Genomic DNA, 26,242 nt, shown 5'->3' with positions numbered 1-26,242 from the left:
CATGCACGCACGTCTGATCAGCGACTACCGCGCCGCCTATCCGCATCCGATCCGCATCGCCACCGGCGAGCGGGTCGTGCTGGGCGTGCGCGACGAGGAGTGGCCGGCATTCGTCTGGATCACCGGCGCCGCCGGCAGCGCCGGCTGGGCGCCGCTGACGTGGCTGCAGCCGACCGGCGACGGCCATGCCGTGGCGCTGCGCGACTACGATGCGCGCGAACTCGATGCCGCGCAGGGCGACACTGTCATCCTGCATCACGAATACGGCGACTGGTGGTGGGCCGAGCGCGCCGACGGCACGCAGGGCTGGCTGCCGGCGCGCGACCTGGAACTGCTGGAAGAGACCACATGAGCGAAACCAAGAGCTTCAACCTGCCCGACCTGGGCGAAGGCCTGCCCGACGCCACCATCGTCGAGTGGTTCGTCAAGGAAGGCGACACCATCCGGCTGGACGAGCCGCTGGTGGCGATGGAGACCGCCAAGGCGGTGGTCGAAGTGCCCTCGCCGGTATCCGGCAAGGTGCTGAAGCTGGCCGGCGCACCGGGCGACATCGTCGTCACCGGCAGCATGCTGGCGCAGTTCTCGCCCGACCCCAATCTGCCGCAGCGCGCCGAAGGCCAGGACACCGGCCATCACCACGGCGGCGCGGCCCCGGCCGCGTCCGGCACAGGCGCCGGCAGCGACACCACGGCGGCCGACGACGGCGGCGCACGGCACGACGCCGACAACGCGCAGGCCGCGGGCGAACGCGACGATGCCGGCACCGTGGTCGGCGCGATGCAGAGCTCCAACACCGTGCACAGCGAGCGAGCCGTGTCGGTCGGCGGCGTGCGCGCGATGCCGGCGGTGCGCGCCCTGGCCAGGAAGTTGGGCGTGGACCTCAGCCGCGTGCGCGCCAGCGGCGCCGATGGCGCGGTGACCCTGGCCGACGTCAAGCAGGCCGCGGCCGATGGCTCGGCGAAGGCGGGCACGACTGCAGGAGCGGCTGCAGCCGCGCCCCCACGCAGTCCCGCCGTCGCGGCTGAAGCCGCGCCTACGAGCCCCCCCACGCCACCTGCCACGTCCGCGCGCACCCCGCTCTCCGCCGCCGGCAAGCCGATGCGCACGCAGCCGCCGGGCGTGGTCGTGCAGGGCCAGCCCGAGCCGCTGAAGGGCGTGCGCCGCAACATGGCGCGGGTGATGGCCGAGGCGCAGCGCCAGGTGGTGCTGACCACGCTCAACGACGATGCCGACCTGCACGCGTGGACGCCGGGCAACGACACCACCGGGCGCCTGGTGCGCGCGATCGTCGCCGCCTGCCAGGCGGTGCCGGCGCTCAATGCCTGGTTCGACGGCGAGGCGCTGACCCGCACCCTGCACGCGCACGTGGACATCGGCATCGCCGTGGACACCGACGACGGCCTGTTCGTGCCCGCGCTGCGCAATGCCGACATGCTCGATGCGCGCGGCGTGCGCGAGGGCATCAACCGCCTGCGCCAGCAGGTGGAGGCGCGCAGCATTCCGGCCTCGGAACTGAGCGGCTACACCATTTCGCTGTCCAACTTCGGCATGTTCGCCGGCCGCTACGCCACCCCGATCGTGGTGCCGCCCTGCGTGGCCATCGTCGCCGCCGGCCGCGCCCGCCACCAGCTGGTGCCGGTGATGGGCGGCGTGGAAACGCACAAGGTCCTGCCGCTGTCGCTGAGCTTCGACCACCGCGCCTGCACCGGCGGCGAGGCGGCGCGCTTCCTGCGCGCGATGATCGACGACCTGGCACTGCCGGCCTGAGTGCCGGCCGCCTTGCGTAGCCGCCGACCTGCCTGACACCAGGCGGTGCGTCTGTGTGCATCGGCTGCGCCCGACGCAGCCGATGCACCGCCATTGTGGGAGGGACTTCAGTCCCGACGCGACGCACAAAAAGCGTCGGGACTTACGCCCTTTTGCAGCGGATGCCTCGGAGGCGACGTAGAGGCACGCGTGTTTTCTGCGGTCTTCTCCACATCGCGGGATGATCGCCGAGCAAGTCCGGCACAGCGCGTCGGGGCTGAAGCCCCTCCCACAGTGCAGCGACCAGACGCTACGGAGCGTCCTTGGATTAACGCTGCCGATCGCATCGGCGTGCATCCGTTGCACCTCAGCCAACCTGCCTGACACCAGGCGCTACATCTGCTGCGCCCGACGCAGCAGATGCACCGCCACTGTGGGAGGGACTTCAGTCCCGACGCGACGAACAAAACGGCGTCGGGACTCACACCCTTCCGCAGCGGATGCCTCGGAGGCGACGTAGAGGCGCGTGTGTTTTCTGCGGTCTTCTCCACCTCGCGGGATGCCCGCCGAGCAAGTCCGGCACAGCGCGTCGGGGCTGAAGCCCCTCCCACAGTGCAGCGACCAGACGCTACAGGGCGTTCTCGGATCGGTGCTGCCGATCTGCCGATCGCATCGGCGTGCGGTCGTTGCACATACCACCCGACCTGCGTGACACCAGACGGTGCATCTGCTGCGCCCGACGCAGCCGATGCACCGCCACTGTGGGAGGGACTTCAGTCCCGACGCGACGAACAAAACGGCGTCGGGACTCACGCCCTTCTGCAGCGGATGCCTCTGAGGCGACGTAAAGGCGCGTGTGTTTTCTGCGGTCTTCTCCACCTCGCGGGATGATCCCCAAGCAAGTCCGGCACAGCGCGTCGGGGCTGAAGCCCCTCCCACAGTGCAGCGACCAGACGCTACGGGGCGTTCTTGGATCGGTGCTGCCGATCTGCCGATCGCATCGGTGTGCGGTCGTTGCACATATCGCCCGACCTGCGTGACACCAGACGGTACATCTGCTGCGCCCGACGCAGCAGATGCACCGCCACTGTGGGAGGGACTTCAGTCCCGACGCGACGAACAAAACGGCGTCGGGACTCACGCCCTTCTGCGGCGGATGCCTCGGAGATGACGTAGAGGCACGCGTGTGTTCTGCGGTCTTCCGCACGACTGCCCGGCGCTGCACGCATCGCGCTGCAGACGTCGCGTGTCGGTCTTGCACGTCACACCGCGATGGCGCGCCAACCCGCCTCGACCGTACATCCCACATCGCGGTACTGGCGCACGTCGTCTCCGCACGACGCAAATTTCTGAACAAAACCTGTCTACCACGCGGCGCGGCGGCGCCGTTATGGTCGCTGCACAGGGGGAGGCAGCGCGCCCGATCGGCCGCACTGCCGCAGACGTCATGCCACGCACCGCGCCACGGCCGCTTCGCTGCCGCGCCGGCGCGTCCTTTCTTCCCACGTTCGAGGATTCCATCCATGCTCCTGCCGCTTCGTCATCGCCCGTTGGCGCTGCTCCCGTCCCTGCTGCTCGCGCTCGCCGCCACCTCCGCCAGCGCCGCGCAACGCGTGGACCTGCATGCCAAGAACCCGGACACGCTCGGCACCCAGTACCGCAGCGCCGCCGCCCGCGTCGGCGGCATTCCGGCCGCGGCCGCGGTGCGCCATGCCGAACTGATCGGGCTGGACGCAGAATCCGCGCTCACCCTGCTCGGCAGCAGCGAGGATCCCGACGGCACCGTACACCGCCGCTACCAGCAGACCTTCCGCGGCATTCCGGTGTGGGGCGAACAGGTGATCGTCAGCGAACGCGCCGACGGCAGCGTGCGCAGCCTGTTCGGCCGCTCGGTGGCCGGGCTGGCCAGCGAACTGCCGGCCACCGCCGCCAATGCCGCCAGCGCATCGCTGTCGGCCGATGCCGCACTGACGCTGGCCCGCCGCGCCGCGCTCGGCGCCACGCTGGCCAACCGCCGCCTCGAACGCGCACAGGCACCGCAGATGATCTATCTGGACGACAGCGACCGCGCGCACCTGGCCTACGTGGTGTCGTTCTTCGCCGATGCGCCGCAGGGCGGTGAGCCGAGCCGGCCGTTCGTGATCGTGGACGCGCGCAGCGGCGCCATCCTGAAGCAGTGGGACGGCCTGACCACGCGCGACGCCACCGGCCCCGGCGGCAACGCCAAGACCGGCCAGTACGAGTACGGCAGCGACAGCATCCACGGCTTCCTGGACGTGGACAACAACTGCCGCATGCAGAACACCAACGTCAAGTCGGTGAACCTCAACGGCGGCAGCTCCGGCACCACCGCCTTCCAGTTCACCTGCTCGCGCAACACCTACAAGGCCATCAACGGCGCCTACTCGCCGATCAACGACGCGCACTACTTCGGCGGCGTCATCGAGAAGATGTACCGCAGCTACGTCGGCGTGGCGCCGCTGACCTTCCAGCTGGTGATGCGCGTGCATTACGGGACGCGCTACGAGAACGCGTTCTGGGACGGCTCGACGATGAGCTTCGGCGACGGCAACACCCGCTTCTATCCGCTGGTCAGCGCCGACGTCGCCGGCCACGAGGTCTCGCACGGCTTCACCGAGCAGCATTCCAACCTCACCTACTCCAACCAGTCCGGCGGCATCAACGAGGCATTCTCGGACATGGCCGGCGAGGCCACCGAGTACTACCTCAAGGGCACGAACGACTTCAAGGTCGGCACCGAGATCTTCAAGTCCAACGGCGCGCTGCGCTACATGGCCAACCCGACGCAGGACGGCAGCTCGATCGACAACGCCGCCAACTACCGCAGCGGCATGGACGTGCATTACTCCTCGGGCGTCTACAACAAGGCGTTCTACACCCTGGCCACCACGTCCGGCTGGAATACGCGCAGCGCCTTCGAAGTGTTCGCCCGCGCCAACCAGCTGTACTGGACGCCCAGCACCACCTTCAACAGCGGTGCCTGCGGCGTGCAGACCGCCGCCAGCGACCTCAATCGCTCGGTGACCGCGGTGCGCAACGCCTTCGCCGCCGTCGGCGTGAGCTGCACGCAGTAACGTCCGGCGCAGCGCGCACGGCCATCGGCGATGGATGGCCGTGCGTTGCAGTTCGGGAATGGGGAATGGGGAATGGGGAGTGGGGAACAGACGATCTCGCTGTTCCCTCGTAGGAGCGGCTTCAGCCGCGACAGGCATTGCCGATAACGCCCGTCGCGGCTGAAGCCGCTCCCGCAGCGCGACCTGCACCCTGGTAGAGAACGCGTTGGGCAGCGTCCTTCGGCCGCGCCACCGTTGGCGGCGCCACGTCGCAACGGACGCCGCGTTTCCATCGGGTCGGCGATACTGTGCGGTCTCTCCCGCGCCCTGCCCGCCCCCCGATGCCGTTCGCCTCCCTCGGGCTGTCGCCCGCGCTGTATCCCGCCTTCGCCGCCGCGCTCGCGCGTGCCGGCTGGCAGACGCCCACGCCGATCCAGCAGCAGGCGGTGCCGCTGATCGTCGCCGGCCACGACCTGCTGGCCATGGCGCAGACCGGTTCCGGCAAGACCGCGGCATTCGCGCTGCCGCTGCTGCAGGCCTGCGCGCAGGCCGCCAGACCAGCGCGTTCCGCCCGCGTGCTGGTGCTAGTGCCGACCCGCGAGTTGGCGGTGCAGGTCGCCGACACCTTCGTCGCGCTGGGCCTGGAGCTGCCGCGGCGGCCACGGGTGGTGGTGGCGGTCGGTGGCGTCTCGATCAATCCGCAGATGCTGGCGCTGCGCGGCGGCGCCGACGTGGTGGTGGCCACGCCCGGTCGCCTGCTCGACCTGCTGGAGCAGCGCGCGCTGCAACTGGACGCGGTGGCGCACCTGGTGCTCGACGAGGCCGACCGCCTGCTCGACCTGGGCTTCGGCGCCGAACTGGAGCGGCTGCTGCGCCTGCTGCCGCCGATGCGGCAGACCCTGCTGTTCTCGGCCACCATGCCGGCACCGATCGCGGCGCTGGCTGCGCGCCTGCTGCGCGCGCCGCGGCGGATCGGCGACGCCGCCGACGCCGCGCCGATTCCGGCGACGCTGCGCCAGCGCGCGATCGAGGTCGACAGCGGACGGCGTCTGGCGCTGTTGCAGCATCTGCTGGAACACGAGGCCTGGCCGCGGGCGCTGGTGTTCGTGGCCAGCCGGCGCAGCGCCGAGCAGGTCGCCGCCGCCCTGGCCAAGGCCGGCATCGCCGCGCAGCCGCTGCATGGCGAACTGGCCCAGGGCCGGCGCCAGCGCACCCTGGACGCGTTCCGCCAACAGCAGCTGCGGGTGCTGGTGACCACCGACCTGGCCGCACGCGGCATCGACATCGCCGCGCTGCCGGTGGTGGTGAACTACGATCTGCCGCGCTCCACCGCCGACTACACCCACCGCATCGGCCGCAGCGCGCGCGCCGGCGCCGATGGCCAGGCGCTGAGCTTCGTCGACGCGGCCAGCGCGGCGCATCTGCGCCTGATCGAGAAACGCCAGGGCGTGCGCGTGCCGCGGGAACGCATTCCCGGTTTCGAGCCGGTGCCGGCACCGGCCGCAGCGCCGGCCACGGAAGCGGCCCCCTCCACCGGCGGCATCAAGGGCAAGCGGCCGAGCAAGAAGGACAGGCTGCGCGCGGCGCGTGCGCAGGGCGGCGAGCCACCGACAGACGGCTGAACGGCACCGCGTCGGCCTTGCCGCGGATCAGCGCGGATCCGTCGCCACGCCAACGCGTGCCGCGCCGGGAAAAGTTTCCGGCCAGACACATCCGGGCGCCTTGCGTCATCGCACGAACGCGACCGTTTCCGGCAAGAGACGTCTCAAGGAAACCCCAAGTCACCTGCTTTCGCCACACGCAAGTCGAATCCAGGCTGTCCTGTAGGAGCGGCTTCAGCCGCGACGGGCGTTACCGGGAACGCCCCCGTCGCGGTTGAAGCCGCTCCTACACATACGTCCCGTGATTGTCAGCATCCCGCGACCGCGCAACGCGGGCTGCGGCAACGCCACAGGGGCGATGGGCGGTGGGACCGCAGGCCGCGGCACGGCGCCGACGCGGCCTGCGCGCCGGATCGGGCTCAGTCCTCGAAAGGATCGTGCTCGCGCTCGTCCTGGCCGCCCTTGGCCCGCGGCGGCCGCGTGCAGGCCCGGCTGCGGATCTCCACGTAGAACTGATCGCCGCCGGCGGCGACCAGCGCGTCGACCGCACGCAGCAGCTCGGCCGGCGGCAGCACCGCGGCGGTGGCCTCCTCGGTGCCGAACAGCGTGTCGAAGTCCCAGTAGTCGGCGCCGGCGGGCAGGGTCTTGCGGCGCTCGCGGCGGATGTATTTGCGGATGTCGTGCTTGGCGGCGTCGAGCAGGCGGTCGGGATGCTTGCCTTCGATGCGGAGCCGGTAGGTCTTCTTCACTGCGGGAAATCCTGGAAAGGGGATGCGGCGGCCATCGCACCGCGGCGGGCGCACCGGCACGCGGCGCGTGCGACGGGCCGCCATGGTGCCAGAAGCGGCCACGCGCTGCGGAATGCGCGGATAATCGACGCACGCCCCACGGCCACGCAGGAGGAACCACCGATGACCGATCCGTCCGCCTTCGCGGGATACCGCGTGCTCGTCGCCGGCGCCAGCCGCGGGATTGGCCTGGCCATCGCCGACGCCTTCGCCGGCCACGGCGCGGCGGTGGCGATCTGCGCGCGCAGCCCCGCGCCGCTGGCCGACGCCGCCACGCAACTGCAGCGCCACGGCCACCCGGTCGTGTCGCAGTGCTGCGACCTGGGCGACGCCGCCCAGATCGAAGCCTGGGTGGCGCAGGCCGCAGACGCGTTGGGCGGCATCGATGTGATGATCAACAACGCCTCCGGCTACGGCCATGGCGACGACGATGCGAGCTGGCAGGCCGGCTTCGACATCGACCTGATGGCCGCGGTGCGCTGCAATCGCGCCGCGCTGCCGCGGCTGCGCGCCAGCGGCCGCGGCTGCATCCTCAACATCAGCTCGATCAACGGCCTGCGGCCGACACCGCGGGTACCGGCGTACTCGGCGGCGAAGGCGGCGCTGAACTACTACACGACCACGCTGGCGACGCAGCTGGCGCGCGAGCGGATCCGGGTCAACGCGATCGCGCCCGGCTCCATCGAGTTCCCCGGCGGCCTGTGGGAGCAGCGCCGCCAGCAGCAGCCGGAGCTGTACCGGCAGATCCGCGCCAGCATCCCGTTCGGTGCCTTCGGCGCGCTGGACGACATCGCCAACGCGGCGCTGTTCCTGGCTTCGCCGCAGGCGCGCTGGATCACCGGCCAGGTGCTGGCGGTCGACGGCGGCCAGTCGCTGGGCGCCTGAGGCTGGTCGTGCGCACGCGCACGGCTGGAGCGTGTTATTGCACGGTGAGGCGAGCACGAAGCGGACTGTGCCGCGTTGAGACACGGCGTGCGCCGCGGCCCAAGCCGGTCGCCTCGGTGGGCGCGCAACGCCGTGTCAGCTGCAGCTTGCCTGCGCCTTGGCTGGCGGCAGCGCGCAGCTTCGACTTTCCCGGCGCAGTGGCGGTGTCGCCTGACGTCGCGCCGCAAGGAGGCGATCCACGGCGAAGCGTCTCAACATGCATCAACACACGTAGTGCTACCGACTCGCGAATCCCCTCCAATCCCGAATCCCCACTCCCCAATCCCAGCCCCTAGACCAACTGCGCCGCGTCGATCACCTGCACACCCGGACGCGGCTGTAGCGCGCCCGCGACCAGCGCCGCGGCGATGCGTTCGGCCGGATTGATCCGGTAGCGTCGCGGCAGCAGCGGCCCGAGCGCCCGCAGCACCACGCTGGCGGCATGTTCGCCGGGACGGCGTTGCGCGCGCTCGCCGCCGATCAGGCCCGGCCGCACCAGGGTCAGCGACGGGTAGGCCAGCGCGCGCAGGTCGTTCTCCAGATCGCCCTTGACCCGGTTGTAGAACGCCCACGAATGCGGATCCGCCCCCAGCGCGGAGTTGAGCGCGAATGCCTCGGCGCCGTGCTGGCGCAGCAGGCGCGCGATCGCCAGCGGATAGGCGTGATCGACCCGACGGAACGCCTCGCGCGAGCCGGCCTGGCGCATCGTGGTGCCGAGTGCGCAGATCCCCGCATCCACCTGCCACCACGGCGCCTGCACCGGCAACGCATCGAAGTCGAGTAGTGGGTTGTGCAGCTTGGGATGGGCCAGGCCCAGCGCGCGCCGGGTCGGCGCGATCACCGCGCTGCAGGCCGGCTCGGCCAGCAACTGGGTCAGCACGTGGCCACCGACCAGGCCGGTGGCGCCGGCGAGCAGGATCTTCATGGGGATGTCCTTGGAGACTGGCGAGGAGCGGCGACTATCGCAGGGGCGGCGGAAAGGCGCCGTGGGTGGTCTGTTTGCAGCGGGTGCCAGTCCATGAGGCGCTACGCGCCCCGACCCTCACCCCAACCCCTCTCCCGGGGAGAGAGGGGCTAGGCATGCGCGGCCCCTCCCTTCTCCCCTCGGGGGAAGGTGCCCCGAAGGGGCGGATGAGGGTACGGCCGCCAGCCAGGCATCCGTCCTGCACGCCAGCGTGCAACCAAGCCCACTAGCACGCTGCCGGACGACTGGCGCCCGGCATCCATGAGGCGCTGCGCGCCCCGACCCTCACCCCAACCCCTCTCCCGGGGGGGAGAGGGGCTAGGCATGCGCGGCCCCTCCCTTCTCCCCTCGGGGGAAGGTGCCCCGCAGGGGCGGATGAGGGTACGGCCGCCAGCCAGGCGTCCCTCCTACACCCCCCTGCCCACGACACCCCACCCGGTCGCCGCGCCGCAGCAGGTACGCCACAATAGCCGCCCCATCGCGCCGGCCGGCGCGCTGCAATCTGACGAGGAGCGGTTCGATGTTCGTGGTGTGCGGAGAGGCCTTGTACGACATCTTCATCGACGGCTACGCCGGCACCTCGGTCGGGATGACCGCGCGCCAGGGCGGTTCGCCGTTCAACGTGGCCATCGGCCTGGCCCGCCTGGGCGCGCCGTCGGCGCTGTTCACCGGCCTGTCCACCGATCCGCTGGGCCGCCAGCTGCGCGCCACCCTCGAAGGCGAAGGCGTGGCCCTGGACTACTGCATCGACAAGCGCGAGGCGACCACCCTGGTGATGGTCGCGCTCGACGCCGGCGGCGTGCCCAACTACGCCTTCTACGGCACCGGCTGCGCCGACCGCGCGCTGACCGAGGCCGACCTGCCGGTGCTGGACGCGCGCGTCGGCGGCCTGCATTTCGGCTCCTACACCCTGGTCGCCGAGACCACCGCCAGCACCTTCCAGGCCCTGGCCGAACGCGAGCGCGGGCAGCGGCTGATCTCGCTGGACCCGAACGTGCGGCCGACCGTGGAGCCGGACATGGCGGTGTGGCGCGCGCGGCTGGCGCGCTGGATCGCGCTGGCGCATGTGGTCAAGGTCAGCCAGGAGGACATCGAGCTGCTGTATCCGCAGCAGGATCCGTTCGCGGTCGCCCGCAGCTGGCTGCAGCAGGGGCCGTCGCTGGTGGTGATGACCCTGGGCGGCGACGGCGCGGTGGCCTGGCGCGGCGACAGCGAAGCGCGCGTGCCCGGCCGGGTGGTGCAGGTGGCCGATACGGTCGGCGCCGGCGACAGCTTCCAGGCGGCGCTGCTGCAACAGTTGCCCGACCCCGCCGCGCTGGCGGCGCTGGGCAGCGAGCCGGCCGCGCTGGAGCGCCTGCTGCAGTTCTGCGTGGCCGCCGCGGCGATCAACTGCACCCGCGCCGGCGCCAATCCGCCCAGCCTGGACGAGGTCCGCGCCGCGCTCTGAGGCCGGCCGACGGCCTGCACGGAACGCCCGCCGCCGGTTTCCCTATGATGGGCCGGCCGCCCACGGCGCGACATCCACCGGGAGACCTGCCTTGATCGACCTGTCCGACATCGCCGTGCGCCTGGGCATCGCCGCCCTCGCCGGTGCGGCGATCGGGTTGAACCGCGACCTGCACGGCAAGCCGATCGGGATCCGCACGCTGGGGCTGGTGGGCCTGGCCACCGCGATGGTGGTGCTGCTGGCCGACCCGCTCGGCAGGGGCGGTTTCACCGACGCCGGCAGCCGCGTCATCCAGGGCATCCTCACCGGCATCGGCTTCCTCGGCGCCGGCGTTATCTATCACACCCGGAAGCATGTGCGGGTGCACGGCCTGACCAGCGCCGCCTGCGTCTGGCTCACCGCCTGCATCGGGATCCTGTGCGGCGCCGGCCAGTGGCAGATCGTGGCGGTGTCCCTGGGCATCGCATTCGTCATCCTGCTGTTCGGCGGCCGCGTCGAACGCGCCCTGCACACGGCGCTGGGCGGCAAGCCGGCGCGTGCCCCGACGCCCGATCAATCGTCGGACGACGGCCCGCACCAGCCCGGCAGGTAGCTCGCGTCCCGGCTCTTGGCGAGCGCGAGCGCCATCTCCACCGCGCGGGAAAAGTCCTCCTTGATGTCGCGGCGCCGCAGCCGGCGGCGGAACAGGTCGGCCCACAGGAATTCGCTGAACGGCGTGGTGTCCTTGGCGTAGCCACCCGCGCGCCGGACCTCGCCGGCGAGGCTGCGATAGGGATCGTCCTTCATGTCCGCGATCGACGTCGGCATGTCCTTGAAGGCGCGGCGCTCGCCCTTGGCGTCGTAGGGATAGGCCCAGCGGCGATGATCCAGCACGCGCCACAGCGCGTCCTTGTCGACGACGCTGAGGTCGGCGATCACCGTGACCAGGATGTCCTTCACCCCTTCGTCGTGCAGCGCCCGCGCCAGGTGGTGGTGGTCGACCACGTAGTAGCGCCCGTCCGGCCCCAGCACCACCGGAATCGTGTGCGTGCCGAGCAACTCGGCCTGCTTGTGCCTGGACGCCTGCGCGCGCCAGCGCTTGCGCTTCTCCTTCACCTCGCGCATGCCCACGGTCATCTGCGTCGGGCGCAAGGACAGGATCGGCACGGGATGCAGCAGCGGTTCGCGGGGATCGGCCATGCTCAGTCTCCGTGGCGGTGGGGGGCGCGGCACGGCCGGCGCCGCGGCAGGCCTGCCGCCAGAGTGCCAGCGTCGTGCGCGTCGTGCACAGCGCCAGGACACGCCCGATTTTCTCGGTGCTCCCCTCTCCTCCCGGGAGAGGGGCCGGGGGTGAGGGTGCGACGGCCAGGAAGCCATCTTTCCAGACGCCGCAATAGCGCCCCCGACCCTCATCCGCCCCTTCGGGGCACCTTCTCCCGGAGGGAGAAGGAAACGGGCGGCCGCTCCGTCGAATTCCGCCGCCTGCCCGCGGTGCTCCCCTCTCCCCCCCGGAAGAGGGGCCGGGGGTGAGGGTGCGACGGCAATGGAGTGCGCTTCACAGACACGCCGCCCGCCGGCTCAAGCGCGCGGCGCCAGCGCCGATATCCAGGTCCTGAGCGCCACCATCGGCGGCGCATTGACCTGGGAGGAACCGGCTGGCATGGCCGACCAACGCGACGAGCCGCCGATCAGCGGACTGCGCAAGCTGCTGTCGCCGCGCCGGCGCGATCCGGCGCCGACGCCGGCTGCGGCGCTGCCGGCGCGCGCGCATGGGCACGGCCATGGGCACAAGCACGCCCCTGCGGCAACGCCTGCGCTGGCCGCCACCGACCCGGCCGCCGCCACCGCCGCGCTGATCCGCCTGTTCCAGCAGGCGCACGCGCCGCTGGACCTGCTCGGCGCCTTCGCCGACGGCATGGCCACGCTGCACGGCGAGCTGGGCGACATGGGCCGGCGCCTGCAATCGGCGGCCAGCAGCGGCGACTGGCCCAGCTACGGCCGCGCGCTGCGCCAGCTGATCGACAAGTACATCCGCACCATCGACGTCGAAGACCCGCTGGCCGGCCCCAGCGACAGCGAGCGCCTGCGCGACCTGCTGCGGCAGACCGTGGCCGGCGCGCTGGCGGCGCTGCTGCACACCCTGCCCGAACTCGCCAACGAGGCCGAGGCCAGCGGCGAGGCGCTGCGCCAGTGGCGTCCCGGGCAACCGCTGGACCCGGTGGCGCAGCAGGTCCGCGAGCTGTGCCACCAGATCGCGCTGCGCGCCAGCGACGGCCAGGAGCAGCAGGCCCTGTTGCTGAGCCTGTTCGACCTGCTGCTGGAGAACGTCGGCGAACTGCTCGACGACACCAGCTGGCTGCAGGGCCAGATCGCGGTGGTGCGCGACCTGATCGCCGGGCCGCTGGACCGCTACTCGATCGAGGAGGCGCGCGGCAGCCTGCGCGAGGTGATCTACAAGCAAGGCCTGCTCAAGCAGGGCATCGCCGAATCCAAGCAGGCGATGAAGGAGCTGATGCTGACCTTCGTCGAGGACCTGGACGGCATGGCGGTCAGCACCGGCGAATTCCACGACCGCATCGCCGACTACTCGCAGACCATCCGCGACGCGCGCAGCATCGCCGACCTCAACCGCCTGCTGCAGGAAGTGCTGCAGGACACCGGCCACGTGCAGGAGCAGGCGCTGCGCGCGCGCGACCACCTGATCACCGCACGCCAGGAGGTGGAGGCGGCCGAACAACGCATCCTGCGCCTGGAACAGGAACTGCAGGACGTCAGCGGCCTGGTCCGGGTCGACCAGCTGACCGGCGCGCTCAACCGCCGCGGCCTGGACGACCTGTTCGCGCGCGAACTGGTGCGCACCGAGCGCAGCGCGCAACCGCTGTGCGTGGCGATGCTGGACCTGGACGATTTCCGCCAGCTCAACGCCACCTACGGCCATCCCGGCGGCGACAGCGCGCTGCGCCACCTGGTGGAGGTGGCGCGCACCACCTTGCGCGCCAGCGATGCCATCGCCCGCTTCGGCGGCGAGGAATTCGTGCTGCTGATGCCGGACTGCACGATCTTCGAGGCCAGCGCGGCGGTGACCCGGGTGCAGCGCGCCCTGGCCCAGCGCGCAGTGGTACACGAGGACCAGCGCGTGTTCGTCAGCTTCAGCGCCGGCGTGGCCCTGCGCCAGCCCGGCGAAGCGCAGGACGCGCTGATCCGCCGCGCCGACCTCGCCCTGTACGAGGCGAAGAAGGCGGGCAAGAACCGGGTGATTTCAGCGGAGTAGCTGGGAATCGGGAATGGTGTCTGAGCACACCCGCTGTCAAGCGATCTGCCGGGAAAAGTTCCGATCCCTCCGAAGAAGGTACGCACGTACATGGACGGCAAATCGCGATCTGCCGTAGGAGCGGCTTCAGCCGCGACGGGCGGTCCCGGATACCCGATCGCGGCTGAAGCCGCTCCTAGCAATCAAAGCAAGAAATCCAGGAAGGCGGCGCCCCCGCAAAACATCCCGCCGGTGTCCAGCCGTTACGATTCGCGACTGCCGCGCAGCTTCTGGAACGCCAACACGGCGCCCAGCACCAGGGCCCCGGCCACGATACCCACCACCGCATTGCCCGCCGCCAGCACCAGGCTGCCCAGGCCGCCGGTCGGGGCGAGGCCGGCGATGGCGTGGTGCAGCGGGCCGATGCTGTGCACCAGGATGCCGCCGCCGACCAGGAACATCGCCGCGGTGCCGGCGATCGACAGGGTGCGCATCAGCCACGGCGCCAGCCACAGGATGCCGCGGCCGATCGAAGCGGCGGCGGCGCCCTTGCGGCTCAAGTACAGGCCCAGGTCGTCGAGCTTGACGATGCCGGCGACCAGGCCGTAGACGCCGGCGGTCATCGCCAGCGCGATCGCCACCAGCACCGCAAGCTGCTGCACGAACGGCACGCCGGCGACCACGCCCAGCGACAGCACGATGATCTCCGCCGAGAGGATGAAGTCGGTGCGGATCGCACCCTTGACCTTGTCCTTCTCCAGCGCCACCACGTCCATCTGCTGGTCGGCCAGCGCCTGCACCTGCTGCGCGCGCCGCTGCGCGTCCTCTTCCTGCGAATGCAGGAAACGGTGCGCCAGCTTCTCCACCCCTTCGAAGCACAGGAAGGCACCGCCGATCATCATCAGCGGGGTGATCGCCCACGGCAGCCAGGCACTGATCGCCAGCGCCGCCGGTACCAGGATCGCCTTGTTGAGCAGCGAGCCCTTGGCCACCGCCCACACCACCGGCAGTTCGCGGTCGGCGTTCACCCCGGTCACCTGCTGCGCGTTCAGCGCCAGGTCGTCGCCGAGCACGCCGGCGGTCTTCTTGGCCGCGACCTTGGTCAGGATCGACACGTCGTCGAGCAGGGTGGCGATGTCGTCGAGCAGGGTGAACAGGCTGGCGCCGGCCATGCGGGGATTCCATTCGGGATGAGCGACGATTCTCGCCGATTCCGCCGCGCGGTGGGCTGCCGCCCGCACAAACGCTTGCCGCCGCGTGTTTCCCCATCGCCGTGCGCGGGCGCTGCACGGTCGGCGTGACGCGACGTGATGCCCCCTTCGGACGGGGGGCGGGAAAAGAGGCGCGTGCCCCGCGTCGATCGCCGACGCCGCGCCGACCACCAGCACCGCGTGCGCCGGCACCCGGCGCGCGGCCTCGTCCAAGGCGGACGCCAGCACACCGGGCAAGGTGAACAGGCCGGGACGGGCCATGTGGGTGCCCGTCGGCGAGGTCGGCGAGGTCGGCGCGATTCTCGCCGAGACCGTTCGCCGCGGCCGCGCGCCGCCGCCTCACCCGCACTCGGCTACGCTGCGGCGCAGTCCCGCCACGCACCGCCAAGGAGATGCCATGGACCAGTTCCTCACCGCCCCCCGCGCCATCGTCGACGACGTGCTCGCGGCCGCGGCCATGCTGCAACCGCTGCTGCTCTCCGAGGCCGGCAGCGGCACCCGCATCGTGCTGCAGGCTGCGCGCGATCCGCGCCAGGTCGCGGTGCTGTCCGGCGGCGGCGCCGGGCACGAACCGGCGCATGCCGGCTTCGTCGGCCCGGGCATGCTCAGCGGCGCCATCGCCGGCGACCTGTTCGCCTCGCCCGGCGTGGAGGCGGTGCTGGCGGCGATCCGCGCCTGCGCCGACGCCCCCGGCGTGCTGCTGGTGATCAAGAACTACACCGGCGACCGGCTCAACTTCGGCCTGGCCGCCGAGCGCGCCCGCGCCGAGGGCATCGACGTGGCCAGCGTGCTGGTCGCCGACGACATCGCCCTGCCCGACGCCGTGCAGCCGCGCGGCATCGCCGGCACGGTGCTGGTGCACAAGTACCTGGGCCACCTGGCGCGCGAAGGCGTGGCGCTGGCCGAACTGGCGCAGCGCGGCCAGGCCTTCGCCGACCGCCTGCTGTCGCTGGGCATGGCGCTGTCCAGTTGCAGCGTGCCTGGCCAGCACGTCGGCCGCCGCGCGCCGGAACTGGGCCTGGGCATCCACAACGAGCCGGGCGCGCGCCCGGTGCAGCCGGCCTCGGTGGAGGAGGCGCTGGCGCTGGTGCTGGATCCGTTGCTGGCGCAGGCCGATGCCCGCTTCGGCACCGACGCGCCGCTGGTGCTGATGCTCAACGACCTCGGCGGCTGCTCCACGCAGGAACTGGGCGTGCTGACGCGGCTGGCGCTGCAGCGCATCGGCGTCGAGCGGGTGGCACTGATGCCGTTGCCGGCGGCGCTGATGACCTCGATGGACATGCACGGGTTCTCGATCACCCTCGCGCCGGCCGATGCCGACGTGCTCGCCGCGCTGCAGGCGCCGGTGCAGACCCTGGGCTGGCCGGGCGTGCGCGTGCCGCATGCACCGCAGTGCTTCGCACCGGCGCTGCGGCGCGACACCGGCCATCGCGAGGGCGCGCGCGATGCGCAGTGCGCGGCGGCGCTGGCGCGGGTGGCACAGGCGCTGATCGCCGCACAGGCGGAACTGGACGCGCTGGACGCACGCAGCGGCGACGGCGATGCCGGCAGCACCTTCGCCGCCGGCGCGCGCGCCCTGCAGCAGGCGCTGGACGACGACGCACTGGCCACCGGCGACGCCACCGCGCTGGCGCGCGGCCTGGCGGCGACGATCGAGCACAGCATGGGCGGCTCCAGCGGCGTGCTGCTGTCGATCCTGTTCACCACCGCCGCCGCCGCATTGGCCGACGGACACGACTGGATGCAGGCGCTGCAGGCGGGCGTGGCGCGGATGCAGCATTACGGTGGCGCGCAACGCGGCGACCGCACCCTGCTCGATGCGCTGCTGCCGGCGCTGGAGGCGCTGGCGCAGGGCGCCGGCGTGGACGCCGCCGCGCACGCCGCCCGCACTGGCGCCGATGCCACCGCACGGCTCACCCGCGCCGGTGCCGGCCGCGCCGCCGCGGTGCCGGCGGAGGCGCTACGCGGCGTGATCGACCCCGGCGCCGAAGCGGTGGCGCGGGCGTTCGCAGCGTGGCGGTGAATCGGCCGCTCAGGTCGGCAAACGCGGCGCACGGCAGGCGTGGGGCCGGCGTTCTCGGGAACGTCTGTCGCGGCCGAAGCCGCTCCTACCGATACGTGTCCGTGCCCAGAGGTTTCCGGAGGCCGCCCCACCGGGCCTGCCATGCGCTGGCCGCGTGCCCTGTGGGAGGGACTTCAGTCCCGACTGCTGCCCGGTCGGATCGCGCCACAGCCCGCTACTCCGCCGACGCGGCCTCCAGCACCTGCGCCACCGCCTGCAGCGAGCCGCGCGCCGAGCCGGGCTGCAGCGCCAACGCCTGGGTCTTGCCGCGCACCACCACCTCCATGCGCTGCGGCACGCCGTGCGCATCGCCGACGATGCGGTAGGTGGTGTCGCCACGCGCGAAGCGGAGCACGTGCCGGTCGGCGGCGTAGTCCATCGCCTCGCCCTGCGCGTCCGGATACAGCAGGTCCACCCGCTGCTGCGCGCCGAGCGCCGCATAGAACGGCTGGCTGCTGGCGCCGTCGCCGACATTGGCGAACACCACGATGCGCTTGCCGGCGGGCGCCAGGCGGAACTCGAGCAGGATCCTGCGCTCGCCTGTGGTGGTGCCGCCCTGCTCGTCCCACAGGTAGTGCGTGTCGGCCACGCGCTTGCCGGCACGGTCGCGGTACACCGTCTCCTGCGCCAGGCCCGGCCCCTCGCTGCGCGCATCCTCCACCACTTCGCGCTCCAGCAGCGGCGCGTCACCGCGGACCGAATAGGTCGCGTACTGGTGCCAGCAGCAGCTGTCCTTGGTCATGGTGTGGAGCTTGCGCGCCTGCGCATCCACCTCGAACAGGCCGCAGTTGCTCTGCGCCAGTTCGGTGAAGCCGGGACTGGCCTCGAAGCCGTCGGCGGTGCCCAGGTACACCTGGTAGGACGGGCCGTGATAGCAGCTGTTCTGCCCGTCCATCACCGCCAGGTCCTTGATCCCGTCGAAATTGAAATCGTCGTAGATCAGCACGCTCTGCTCGCCGTACGGCAGCTCGTGCACGTTGGCCTTGACCTTGCCGCTCTTGCCATCGGTGTCCAGCACCAGCTCCGAGGAGGCCACCTCGAGCAGCGGCGTGGCGTTGCCGCGGGCGAACACGCGCACGATCCCGGGCCGGAACACCCCGTCGCTGTCCTCGATTTCCAGCGTCGCGCGGTAGCGCTCGGAAAAGTCCTGCAGGTCGTAGCTGCGACGCTTGCCGGCGGCGAAGGCCTTGGCGTCGAAATCCTCGCCGACAGAGCGCTGGGTCGCGGTCGCGGCGGTCGCAGTCGCCGACAGCAGCACCGCCAGCAACGCGCACGCGAAAACGAGGGCGGCACGGCGGACGGCAGGCGAAACGACGACGGACATGGCGGCGCATCCTGGCAGGCGACAGCGGATGCCCAGGGTAAGCCCGGTCGCGGCATCGGAACAGGGGCTGCCGACCGCCGGCGCGTCAGAACAGCGCACGTGCGAAGGCGCGTAGGGCGCTGCGCACCTCGGTGGCGATGCCGGCGCCGGCGTCGCCCAGCCAGGCCATGAGCAGCAGCGCCAGGACCGCCACCGCCGCCAGCAACGTGAGCCGGCGCCTGCTCATCGGGCGACAGCCGCGCCGACAGCGCGTGCCTGTGCGCGCATCGCGCCGTCCGATGGCGCGCTCTCTGGTGCAGCGCGCCGAGGGCCGCGCCACGAGGAATGGCGCTGATGCCCCCCGATCGACATCGCCCGTTCGCTCCGCCGCACTCCGCACCTTCCGCACGCGCCATCGCAACGCGGCAGGATACGCCGCCCGACCATGCCGAGGACGCCATCGCCAGCGCCCCCGGGGGGGCGCGCCGATAACGGCGGACCACCTGCACGGCGACCGGCGCGGGATCGCGCCTGTCGCATGGGCAACGCCCATCGGCCCTCCCGCCCCGTCAGCGACGAACAGGCGAAGCACGACGCGGGATTCACCGCGCGACGACCCGGCCGTCGCCACACTCGTGGCTGCCTTTCGCCTGCCCGGAGCCCACCTTGAGCGCGACGCCCGACGCTGCGGACGCACCGCACGTGATCGGCGGCCTCAGCCGCCGCACCCAGATCCTGCGCCTGCTGCTGCGCTACCGCAGCTCCGGGGTGTTTTCCGGCATGGACATGGAGACCGCCCAGGGCGAGCACGCGCTGCCGCCGGAAGGCACGCCGGAACAGTTCGTCACCGACCTGGAGGCGCTGGGCCCGACCTTCGTCAAGCTCGGGCAGATGCTGTCCACGCGCCCGGACGTGGTGCCGCCGGAGTTCGCCACCGCGCTGGAGCGGATGCAGGAGAACACCGCGCCGATTCCGAGCGAGCGCATCCGCGAGATCGTCGAGGCCGAGCTGGGCGTCGGCATCAACAAGGCCTTCTCCGCCTTCGACGACACCCCGCTGGGCAGCGCCTCGCTGGCGCAGGTGCACCGCGCCGCGCTGCGCGACGGCACGCCGGTGGCGATCAAGGTGCAAAAGCCCGAGGTCGCCGCGCAGGTGCGCTCGGACCTGGAGGTGCTGCGCAGCTTCGCCAGCGCCGCCGACAAGCTGACCGGGCTGGGCCGGCGCATCCGCTTCGCCGACTGGCTGGCCGAGTTCGGCAAGGCGCTGCTGGCCGAACTGAACTACGAGGCCGAGGCCGAGAACCTGGCGCGCTTCGGCGAGCACCTGCGCCCGTTCCCGCAGCTGTGGGTGCCGCAGCCGGTGTGGGACCTGTGCAGCCGCCGGGTGCTGACCATGCAGTTGGCCGAAGGCGTGCGCGTTGACAAGATTTCCGGACTGCGCCGCACCGAGCAGCCGATGGACGAGCTGGCCGCGGCGCTGGTGCGCGGCTACCTGGACCAGATGTTCGTGCACGGCGAGATCCACGCCGACCCGCATCCGGGCAACCTGCGCGTGCTCGCCGACGGGCGCCTGGCGATCTTCGACCTGGGCATGGTCGCGCACGTGCCGCCGAAACTGCGCGAGCGCCTGCTCAAGCTGCTGTTCGCGGCGGTGGACGGCCGCGGCGAGGAAGTGGCCGAGGAGACCATCGCGCTGAGCACGCGCCTGGAGGATTTCGACGAAGAGCGCTACCAGCGCGAGACCGGGCAGATGATCGCCCGCTATGCGGCGCACGACGCCATGTCCGAAGGCAGGGTGGTGCTGGACCTGGTGCGCATCGCCACCGCCTACGGGCTGCGCACGCCGCCCGAACTGAGCCTGCTCGGCAAGACCCTGCTGAACCTGGAAGCGGTGTGCCGCGCGCTGTCGCCGCACCTGGACACCCGCGTGGTGGTCGAGGACCAGTTGCAGCACGTGATGCGCGCGCGGCTGAAGAAGTCGCTGTCGGCGGCCAACCTGGCCAGCGAGGCGATGGAACTGCAGGCGCTGCTGCGCGAGGGCCCGCGCCGCATCTCCGACATCCTCACCCTGGCCGCGGAAAACCGCCTGCAGGTGCGCGTGGCCGGGCTGGAGGAATCGCGGCTGATGGAAAGCCTGCAGAAGATCGCCAACCGCGTCGCCGCCGGCATCGTCACCGCCGCGCTGATCCTGGCCTCCACGCAGATGATGCGCATCGACACCGGCAGCAAGCTGTTCGGCTACCCGGCGATTGCGATGGTGCTGTTCCTGCTGGGCGTGGTGCTGGGGCTGGGCATCATCGCCAGCGCGGTGCTGTTCGACCGGCGCGCGCACGCCCGCGAGGAGCGCGGTAGGCGCTGAAAGCCGGGATTGGGGAATCGGGATTGGGGAATCGTAGGAGCGGCTTCAGCCGCGACCTGCCGCGCCGGCAGCTGGCGGCCAACGCCGCTTCGCGCACCACCAATCCCGAATCCCCAGTCCCGGCTACTCCTGCGGATCGCGTAGAAGCTTCACTTCCTGCGGCGATTCCAGCGCGATGCCCTCCTCGGCCAGGCGCTGCAGCAGGGAGAAAAACAGTTCGCTGCGGGTGCCGTAGGTGAGCCGCGGCGAGGCCACATAGGCGAAGCTGTTGAGGGTGACGTGGCCGTTGGCGATGGAGTCGATGAACACCGACGGCGCCGGGTCGTCCAGCACGCCCGGGTGCGCCGCGTACAGCTCCAGCAGCAGCGCGCGCAACCTGGTCACGTCGGTGCCCAGCGACACCGCGAACTGGATCTGCACCCGGCCCAGCGGCCCGGCCAGGGTCATGTTGCGCAGGGTCTTGGTGATCAGTTCGGAGTTGGGGACGATCAGGGTGGAGCGATCGCCGACCTGGATCTCGGTGGCGCGCACGCTGATCCGGCGCACGTCGCCCTCCTGGTCGCCGATCTTGATCCAGTCGCCGATCTTGACCGGGCGCTCGGCAAGCAGGATCAGGCCGGACACGAAGTTCTGGGTGATCGACTGCAGGCCGAAGCCGATGCCGACCGACAGCGCGCTGACCACCAGCGCGATCCGCTCCAGGCCGATGCCCAGCGCGGCCAGCGCCCACAACGCCGCCAGGATGATGCCGACATAGCGCGCCACCGTGCTGATCGAGTTGCGCGAGCCGTCGTCCAGTTCGGTCTTGGGCAGGTAGGTCTGGGTCAGCCAGCGATGCAGGTACTGCATGACGCCCAGGCCCAGCAGCAGTACCAGCACCGCGCGGACGATCGCGCCCGGGTACAGCACCACCTTGTCGCTGACGCGGATGCCGTCGGACAGCAGCGAGAACCAGTCCGAGACGATCGAGACGTTGGTGCCGAACGGCATTAGCAAGGCGCCGATGCCGATCAGCAGCAAGACCACCCGGACCAGCGCCGAGGTCAGCACCCCGGCCTGCTCCAGGCTGCTCGAGCGCACCCCGAAGGCGCCGTTAGCGGCGCGCCCGATGCGGCCTTCGCTGGCGAACAGCCACAGCGCGAAGTCGTCGGCGAAGGTCATCAGCAGGCGCACCGCGCCGACGATCATGGTGATCCAGATGATCTGCCGGGTAATGAACAGGCCCAGATGCAGATAGCCCAGCAGCGCCGCCAGCAGCGCCACCACCACCGCGACCTTGATCAGCACGCCGATCAGCGCCAGCGCCCCGCCATGCTGCCCGGGCGGCGGCGGCTGTTCGTTGGCCAGCGCCTGCGCCGCGGCCTCGGCGTACTGGCGCCGGCGCAGCCGCGACAGGCTGGTCAGGGTGGCCAGGATCAGCACACCGTAGACCAGGGCGATCACCCCGTCGGCGGCCACGGTGGCCGAGTCGCTGGTGCGGGCGGCCTGGTTGACCACCAGCAGCATGCTGCTGAGCCAGGCCAGCGCCGCGGTGGCCCAGGTGTATTTGCGCAGGCGCCGCGCGGTGGCGTCGTCGATCGGGAACAGGCGCCAGCTGGGCTGGTTCGGCAGTAGCACGCTGGCGCCGAGCGAGCCCATGAACGCGGCGGCGAAGCTGACCACCACGAAGCCGTTGAGCACCGCGTCCAGCCGCTCCGGCACCGCATCGATGCTGCGCAGGCTCTCGGCCAGGGCCAACGCGGCCAGGCCCGGGGTCAGCGTGCCCAGCAGCAGGAACCAGATCGCCAGGCCGGAGCGGCGCAGGCGGCTGCCGGGCGCGCGCGACATCGCGTAGCGCTTGCCCAGCCAGCGCAGCAGGTAGCGCAGCGGGAACAGCAGGATCAACGCGATGGCGATGCCGACGCCGAGCGCGCCGGCGCCGTGCTCGGCGATCGCGGCCTGCAGCGACTGCGCGCCCAGGGTGTACAGGGCCAGCAGCTTGGCCTGGTCGTCGGGGAAGTCGTCGGCAATCTGCTTCCACAGCGCCGGCGACAGCGGCGAGGGCGAGCGCAGCGACAGTTCCTGGCTGAAATGCTCGGCGCGTGCGCGTTCGATGTCGTCGGCTAGTTGCCGCGCCTCCACCACCATCAGCTTGCCGCGCTTGACCCCCGAGTCCAGGCTGTCGCGCTGCTTGGTCAGCGCCTTGCGCTGCGCGGCGATGTCGGGAGAGTCGCCGGCGGCGGCCGGGCCGAGCTGCTGCAGGCGCGCATTGACCTGCGCCAGTTGCTGCGACAGGGCCTCGGCGGCGTTCTGCGCATCGCTGGCGGCATTGGAGACCTGGGCGACCAGATCCTGGAAGGCGGCCTGGTTGCCCACGTCCACTTCCTGGCCGCGCGCGTCCTTCAGCGCCTTTGCGGCGTTGTCCAGCAGGGTCTGCGGGTCCGGCGGCGCGTCGTCGACGTCCTGCGGCTGGGCGGAGGCCACGGCCGCGCACAGCCACAACAGCAGCAGGACGCAACGCAACAGGGACGACGAGGAGGCGGAACGGGGCAGCAGGCGCACGCAGGGACCGGCACGGGCAAGCGCGGACCACCGCGCGTGCGGCACTATACGGCGCGGCGCTTGAACCGGGCCAGCGGCGGGTGCGGCGGGTGCCGGGACGCGTGGTGCGAGGGGCGCGGGACACCAGCGCGCGCACGGTGGCGACCAAGTGTTGCCCCCATCACGACCGGAATCGCCTGTAGGAGCGGGTCCAGCCGCGACGGGCTTTACCGGGAATGCCCGTCGCGGCTGAAGCCGCTCCTACGACGGCACCGGGTAGCCGCGACCGACCCCCGTGTCACTGCGCTGCTGTCGTCAGCACGATCTTGCCGATGTGCGCGCTGGATTCCATCAGCGCATGCGCCTGCGCCGCCTCCTGCAGCGGGAAGCAGCGGTCCACCTGCGGCTTGATCCGGCCCTGTGCCAGCAGCGGCCACACATGCTGCTCCAGTTCGCGCGCGATCGCCGCCTTCTCCATCACCGAACGCGGCCGCAGGGTCGAGCCGGTGTGGGTCAGGCGCTTGGCCAGCAGCGGCATCAGGTCCAGTTCGCGCACCTTGCCCTGCTGGATGCCGATCTGCACGATGCGCCCGTCCAGCGCCGCCGCCTGGTAGTTGCGCGCCAGGTAGTCGCCGCCGATCAGGTCCACGATCACGTCGGCGCCGCGGCCGCCGGTCAGGCGCTGGGTCTCGGCGACGAAGTCCTCGTCGCGGTACAGGATGGCCGCCTCCGCGCCCAGCGCCAGGCTGGCGGCGCGCTTGTCGGCCGAGCCCACGGTGGTGATCACCCGCGCGCCGAAGGCCCGCCCGAGCAGGGTGGCGACGCTGCCGATGCCGGAAGTGCCGCCGTGCACCAGCAACGTCTCGCCGGACTGCAGGCGGCCGCGCTGGAACACGTTGGTCCACACGGTGAAGAAGGTTTCCGGCACCGCCGCCGCCTCGGTCAGGCTCAGCGCCGCCGGCACCGGCAAGGCGTTGCGCTCGTGCACCACCGCGTACTCGGCATAGCCGCCGCCGGCGACCAGCGCGCAGACCTGGTCGCCCAGTCGATAGCGCTCCACGCCCTCGCCCAGGCCGACCACCTCGCCGGCGAACTCCAGCCCCGGCAGCGGCGAAGCGCCCGGCGGCGGCGGATAGAGGCCCTGGCGCTGCATCACGTCGGGCCGGTTGACGCCGGCCGCGGCCACCCGCACCAGCAGTTCGCCGCGCCCCGGATGCGGCAGCGGCACGCGCACCGGCACCAGCACCTCGGGCGCACCGGGCTGGCGGATCTCGATCGCGGTCATGGTGTCGGGCAACGCGGCGGCGTGGGTCGGGGACATGGCGGGGTCCTGGCAGAGCGCGCGGCGCACACAGGCGCAGGCGCGTGGGGAAACCACGATGATCGACCTTCCGCGCTGAGTGGTCCGTGACGATCGGCGATGTTTGCCGCAACAGCAGATCCCGGCATTGCGTCGGAGCGGCTTCAGCCGCGACAGGCATTGCCGGGAACGCCCGGTCGCGGCCGAAGCCGCTCCGACGGTGCAACCACCCCGGAGAACCGCATGACAATCGCCACGCGGTGAACCCTGTGGGAACGACGTCAGTCGCGACGCGCGGGACCATGAACACCCGTCGCCTCACTCCCAACGCCCCAAGCGCCACGCTCCACGCACTCAAGCGCCCACGACAGGCGCCGCTTAATCGCCCACCGGCGCCACCTGCGCCGGCCATGGCGTCATCGGCGGCACCTCGGCCTGGACCCGCTGCGGATCCAGCCGCGCCTGCAGCGCCGGTAGCGCGATCGCCAGCGGGCAGCGCAGGCGGCCGCCGCAGCCGGGCAACGGCCAGCCCCGCGCGCGCAGGCCGCGGCCGTCGAAGCGGTTGCCGCGCAGCGCCGGCAGCGTCGGCACCACGCTGCGCAGCTGCAGGAAGTCCTGGCCGTGCAGCCGCACCAGCTCCAGCACCAGCGCGCCGCCGGGCGGATAGGCGTCCGGCTGTCCCGGCACGATGGGGTCGATGCCGAACAGCCCGGCCAGGTGCGCCAGGTTGGTGTCGTGGCCCAGCAGCACCAGCGCGCGCGTGTCGGCCGGCGCCAGCGGCGCCACCGTCGGCGCCTGCCCGGCCGCTGCCTGCAGTGTCGCCAGCAGGTGCGCGAGCAGGTTGGAGCCGCCGGCGCGCGCCGCCGGCAGCGCCCGCTTGCTGTAGCCGAAGGAGGCGTTGTGCAGGCCGATCAGGCGCTGCAGCGCCGCGGCGTCGGCCCGCCCCCACGCCACCTGCGGCAACGGCAGGCCCTGCGCGTATTCCAGCATCAGGTTCTCGGCCAGGCTGCCGGCGGTCTTCAACGCCTTGGCTGCCTGCGCCGGATCGCGCAGCCGCTGCGGCTCGTCCAGGCGCTGCGCGACCTGCGTGGCGCAGGCCGGTGCGGCGCAGCCGGACAGCACCCGCTGCAGCGCGCGCAGCCGCGTGCGGGTGGCCGCGTCCAGGTGCGGCGGCGGCGCGGGTGCGTCGTCGTCCTTGTCCTCGTCCTTGCCGAAGTGGAACAGCGGATTGTTCTGCGTCGTCGGCAAGGCCAGGTAGTGCGCCTGACACCCCGGCAGCAGCCCCTCGGCAAACGCCGCCGCGCTGGCGTGGTTGCGCGGCGTGCTGTCGGCGATCACCACCGCACCGGACGCGGCGCAGTCCGGCGCCAGCACCGCCGCATCCAGCCAGCGCTGCCGGTAGCGCGCGCCCAGCGCCTGCATGCCGGCCGCCCCGTGCGCGGTGAGCTGGCCGGGAGCCACCGGCCATTGCGGCCACGGCTGCGCGGCGTACTTGGCCAGCTCCTCGGGCGATTGCGTCGGCGCGCGCACGCCGTGACGCATCACCACGATCGCCAGGCGGACCTCCGCCGCGTCCGCGTCCGCGGCAGCGGAAGCGGAAGCGGACGGTTTGGGCGACGCGGCCGCCGGCCAGGCGACGATGGCGACGCACAGCAACGCGGCCAGGCGCCAGCCGGCGCGCACGCATACGAATCGGGAAGCGGACATGGCGGGCC

Annotated in this window: 19 protein-coding genes; 10 read left to right on the top strand and 9 right to left on the bottom strand. The window is 71.8% G+C overall.

Going from position 1 to position 26,242, the window contains the following annotated elements:
- The first annotated feature begins 1 nt into the window (after nucleotide 1).
- The 4 genes from AC1PME_RS02910 (at nucleotide 2) to AC1PME_RS02895 (ending at nucleotide 6,442) form a co-directional block, all read left to right on the top strand.
- Nucleotides 2–352 (top strand): SH3 domain-containing protein, encoded by a 351-nt coding sequence (locus AC1PME_RS02910; protein WP_481097242.1) that lies wholly within the window; start codon nucleotides 2–4, stop codon nucleotides 350–352.
- Entirely contained in the window at nucleotides 349–1,767 is a 1,419-nt protein-coding gene (locus AC1PME_RS02905) for a dihydrolipoamide acetyltransferase family protein (protein WP_481097241.1), read from the top strand. The genes AC1PME_RS02910 and AC1PME_RS02905 overlap by 4 nt, the downstream gene beginning before the upstream one ends.
- 1,502 nt (nucleotides 1,768–3,269) lie before the next feature.
- On the top strand, nucleotides 3,270–4,841 hold the full coding sequence (locus tag AC1PME_RS02900; protein WP_481097240.1) for a M4 family metallopeptidase: 1,572 nt from the start codon (nucleotides 3,270–3,272) through the stop codon (nucleotides 4,839–4,841).
- A gap of 320 nt (nucleotides 4,842–5,161) precedes the next feature.
- Nucleotides 5,162–6,442 (top strand): DEAD/DEAH box helicase, encoded by a 1,281-nt coding sequence (locus AC1PME_RS02895; protein ID WP_481097239.1) that lies wholly within the window; start codon nucleotides 5,162–5,164, stop codon nucleotides 6,440–6,442.
- Nucleotides 6,443–6,840: 398 nt separating this feature from the next.
- Here AC1PME_RS02895 and AC1PME_RS02890 read toward each other — a convergent pair whose 3' ends face one another.
- Entirely contained in the window at nucleotides 6,841–7,170 is a 330-nt protein-coding gene (locus AC1PME_RS02890; RefSeq protein WP_254460196.1) for a DUF6172 family protein, read from the bottom strand.
- Nucleotides 7,171–7,332: 162 nt separating this feature from the next.
- Between AC1PME_RS02890 and AC1PME_RS02885 the strand changes: the two genes are divergently transcribed.
- Nucleotides 7,333–8,094 (top strand): SDR family NAD(P)-dependent oxidoreductase, encoded by a 762-nt coding sequence (locus AC1PME_RS02885; RefSeq protein WP_481097238.1) that lies wholly within the window; start codon nucleotides 7,333–7,335, stop codon nucleotides 8,092–8,094.
- A 331-nt stretch (nucleotides 8,095–8,425) separates the two neighbouring features.
- On the opposite strand, the gene AC1PME_RS02880 is transcribed toward AC1PME_RS02885, so the two are convergent.
- On the bottom strand, nucleotides 8,426–9,058 hold the full coding sequence (locus AC1PME_RS02880) for a Rossmann-fold NAD(P)-binding domain-containing protein (RefSeq protein WP_481097237.1): 633 nt from the start codon (nucleotides 9,056–9,058) through the stop codon (nucleotides 8,426–8,428).
- 559 nt (nucleotides 9,059–9,617) lie between these two features.
- On the opposite strand from AC1PME_RS02880, the gene AC1PME_RS02875 reads away from it, so the two are divergent.
- Together AC1PME_RS02875 and AC1PME_RS02870 are read left to right on the top strand one after the other, a co-directional pair.
- Complete coding sequence (locus tag AC1PME_RS02875; protein ID WP_254460193.1) at nucleotides 9,618–10,544, top strand: carbohydrate kinase family protein; 927 nt, start codon at nucleotides 9,618–9,620, stop codon at nucleotides 10,542–10,544.
- A gap of 91 nt (nucleotides 10,545–10,635) precedes the next feature.
- Nucleotides 10,636–11,136, top strand: a complete 501-nt coding sequence (locus AC1PME_RS02870) for an MgtC/SapB family protein (RefSeq protein WP_481097236.1) — start codon at nucleotides 10,636–10,638, stop codon at nucleotides 11,134–11,136.
- Here AC1PME_RS02870 and AC1PME_RS02865 read toward each other — a convergent pair.
- Complete coding sequence (locus AC1PME_RS02865) at nucleotides 11,097–11,723, bottom strand: ParB-like protein (RefSeq protein ID WP_481097235.1); 627 nt, start codon at nucleotides 11,721–11,723, stop codon at nucleotides 11,097–11,099. The genes AC1PME_RS02870 and AC1PME_RS02865 overlap by 40 nt on opposite strands.
- Before the next feature lie 460 nt (nucleotides 11,724–12,183).
- Between AC1PME_RS02865 and AC1PME_RS02860 the strand changes: the two genes are divergently transcribed.
- Nucleotides 12,184–13,794, top strand: coding sequence for a GGDEF domain-containing protein (locus AC1PME_RS02860; protein WP_307548309.1), 1,611 nt, complete (start codon nucleotides 12,184–12,186; stop codon nucleotides 13,792–13,794).
- A gap of 242 nt (nucleotides 13,795–14,036) precedes the next feature.
- Here the strand turns inward: AC1PME_RS02860 and AC1PME_RS02855 are convergent, their stop codons facing one another.
- Entirely contained in the window at nucleotides 14,037–14,945 is a 909-nt protein-coding gene (locus AC1PME_RS02855) for a DUF808 domain-containing protein (RefSeq protein WP_481097234.1), read from the bottom strand.
- Between the two features lie 436 nt (nucleotides 14,946–15,381).
- On the opposite strand from AC1PME_RS02855, the gene AC1PME_RS02850 reads away from it, so the two are divergent.
- Nucleotides 15,382–17,007, top strand: coding sequence for a dihydroxyacetone kinase subunit DhaK (locus AC1PME_RS02850; protein ID WP_481097233.1), 1,626 nt, complete (start codon nucleotides 15,382–15,384; stop codon nucleotides 17,005–17,007).
- A gap of 214 nt (nucleotides 17,008–17,221) precedes the next feature.
- On the opposite strand, the gene AC1PME_RS02845 is transcribed toward AC1PME_RS02850, so the two are convergent.
- Both AC1PME_RS02845 and AC1PME_RS02840 read right to left on the bottom strand, forming a co-directional pair.
- Entirely contained in the window at nucleotides 17,222–18,370 is a 1,149-nt protein-coding gene (locus AC1PME_RS02845; protein WP_481097232.1) for an XAC2610-related protein, read from the bottom strand.
- A gap of 85 nt (nucleotides 18,371–18,455) precedes the next feature.
- The gene (locus tag AC1PME_RS02840) at nucleotides 18,456–18,596 is read right to left on the bottom strand and encodes a hypothetical protein (protein ID WP_481097231.1); all 141 of its coding nucleotides are present in this window, start codon (nucleotides 18,594–18,596) and stop codon (nucleotides 18,456–18,458) included.
- 419 nt (nucleotides 18,597–19,015) lie between these two features.
- On the opposite strand from AC1PME_RS02840, the gene AC1PME_RS02835 reads away from it, so the two are divergent.
- Nucleotides 19,016–20,707: an ABC1 kinase family protein gene (locus AC1PME_RS02835; RefSeq protein WP_254460184.1), complete on the top strand. Its 1,692-nt coding sequence runs from the start codon at nucleotides 19,016–19,018 to the stop codon at nucleotides 20,705–20,707.
- A 123-nt stretch (nucleotides 20,708–20,830) separates the two neighbouring features.
- Here the strand turns inward: AC1PME_RS02835 and AC1PME_RS02830 are convergent, their stop codons facing one another.
- From AC1PME_RS02830 to AC1PME_RS02820, 3 genes are all read right to left on the bottom strand, one after another.
- Nucleotides 20,831–23,209, bottom strand: coding sequence for a DUF3772 domain-containing protein (locus AC1PME_RS02830; RefSeq protein WP_481098058.1), 2,379 nt, complete (start codon nucleotides 23,207–23,209; stop codon nucleotides 20,831–20,833).
- A gap of 316 nt (nucleotides 23,210–23,525) precedes the next feature.
- Entirely contained in the window at nucleotides 23,526–24,548 is a 1,023-nt protein-coding gene (locus AC1PME_RS02825; protein WP_254460182.1) for an NAD(P)H-quinone oxidoreductase, read from the bottom strand.
- Between the two features lie 357 nt (nucleotides 24,549–24,905).
- Nucleotides 24,906–26,234 (bottom strand): histidine-type phosphatase, encoded by a 1,329-nt coding sequence (locus tag AC1PME_RS02820; RefSeq protein ID WP_481097230.1) that lies wholly within the window; start codon nucleotides 26,232–26,234, stop codon nucleotides 24,906–24,908.
- Between the last annotated feature and the right edge of the window lie 8 nt (nucleotides 26,235–26,242).

Source organism: Xanthomonas sp. NCPPB 901 (assembly GCF_056725085.1).
This window is presented reverse-complemented; position numbering and strand designations above follow the sequence as displayed.

Coding starts and splice junctions, on each gene's coding strand:
- AC1PME_RS02910 (WP_481097242.1), top strand. CDS start 2: ATGCACGCACGTCTGATCAGCGACTACCGCGCCGCCTATCCGCATCCG.
- AC1PME_RS02905 (WP_481097241.1), top strand. CDS start 349: ATGAGCGAAACCAAGAGCTTCAACCTGCCCGACCTGGGCGAAGGCCTG.
- AC1PME_RS02900 (WP_481097240.1), top strand. CDS start 3,270: ATGCTCCTGCCGCTTCGTCATCGCCCGTTGGCGCTGCTCCCGTCCCTG.
- AC1PME_RS02895 (WP_481097239.1), top strand. CDS start 5,162: ATGCCGTTCGCCTCCCTCGGGCTGTCGCCCGCGCTGTATCCCGCCTTC.
- AC1PME_RS02885 (WP_481097238.1), top strand. CDS start 7,333: ATGACCGATCCGTCCGCCTTCGCGGGATACCGCGTGCTCGTCGCCGGC.
- AC1PME_RS02880 (WP_481097237.1), bottom strand. CDS start 9,058: ATGAAGATCCTGCTCGCCGGCGCCACCGGCCTGGTCGGTGGCCACGTG.
- AC1PME_RS02875 (WP_254460193.1), top strand. CDS start 9,618: ATGTTCGTGGTGTGCGGAGAGGCCTTGTACGACATCTTCATCGACGGC.
- AC1PME_RS02865 (WP_481097235.1), bottom strand. CDS start 11,723: ATGGCCGATCCCCGCGAACCGCTGCTGCATCCCGTGCCGATCCTGTCC.
- AC1PME_RS02860 (WP_307548309.1), top strand. CDS start 12,184: ATGGCCGACCAACGCGACGAGCCGCCGATCAGCGGACTGCGCAAGCTG.
- AC1PME_RS02855 (WP_481097234.1), bottom strand. CDS start 14,945: ATGGCCGGCGCCAGCCTGTTCACCCTGCTCGACGACATCGCCACCCTG.
- AC1PME_RS02850 (WP_481097233.1), top strand. CDS start 15,382: ATGGACCAGTTCCTCACCGCCCCCCGCGCCATCGTCGACGACGTGCTC.
- AC1PME_RS02845 (WP_481097232.1), bottom strand. CDS start 18,370: ATGTCCGTCGTCGTTTCGCCTGCCGTCCGCCGTGCCGCCCTCGTTTTC.
- AC1PME_RS02840 (WP_481097231.1), bottom strand. CDS start 18,596: ATGAGCAGGCGCCGGCTCACGTTGCTGGCGGCGGTGGCGGTCCTGGCG.
- AC1PME_RS02825 (WP_254460182.1), bottom strand. CDS start 24,548: ATGTCCCCGACCCACGCCGCCGCGTTGCCCGACACCATGACCGCGATC.
- AC1PME_RS02820 (WP_481097230.1), bottom strand. CDS start 26,234: ATGTCCGCTTCCCGATTCGTATGCGTGCGCGCCGGCTGGCGCCTGGCC.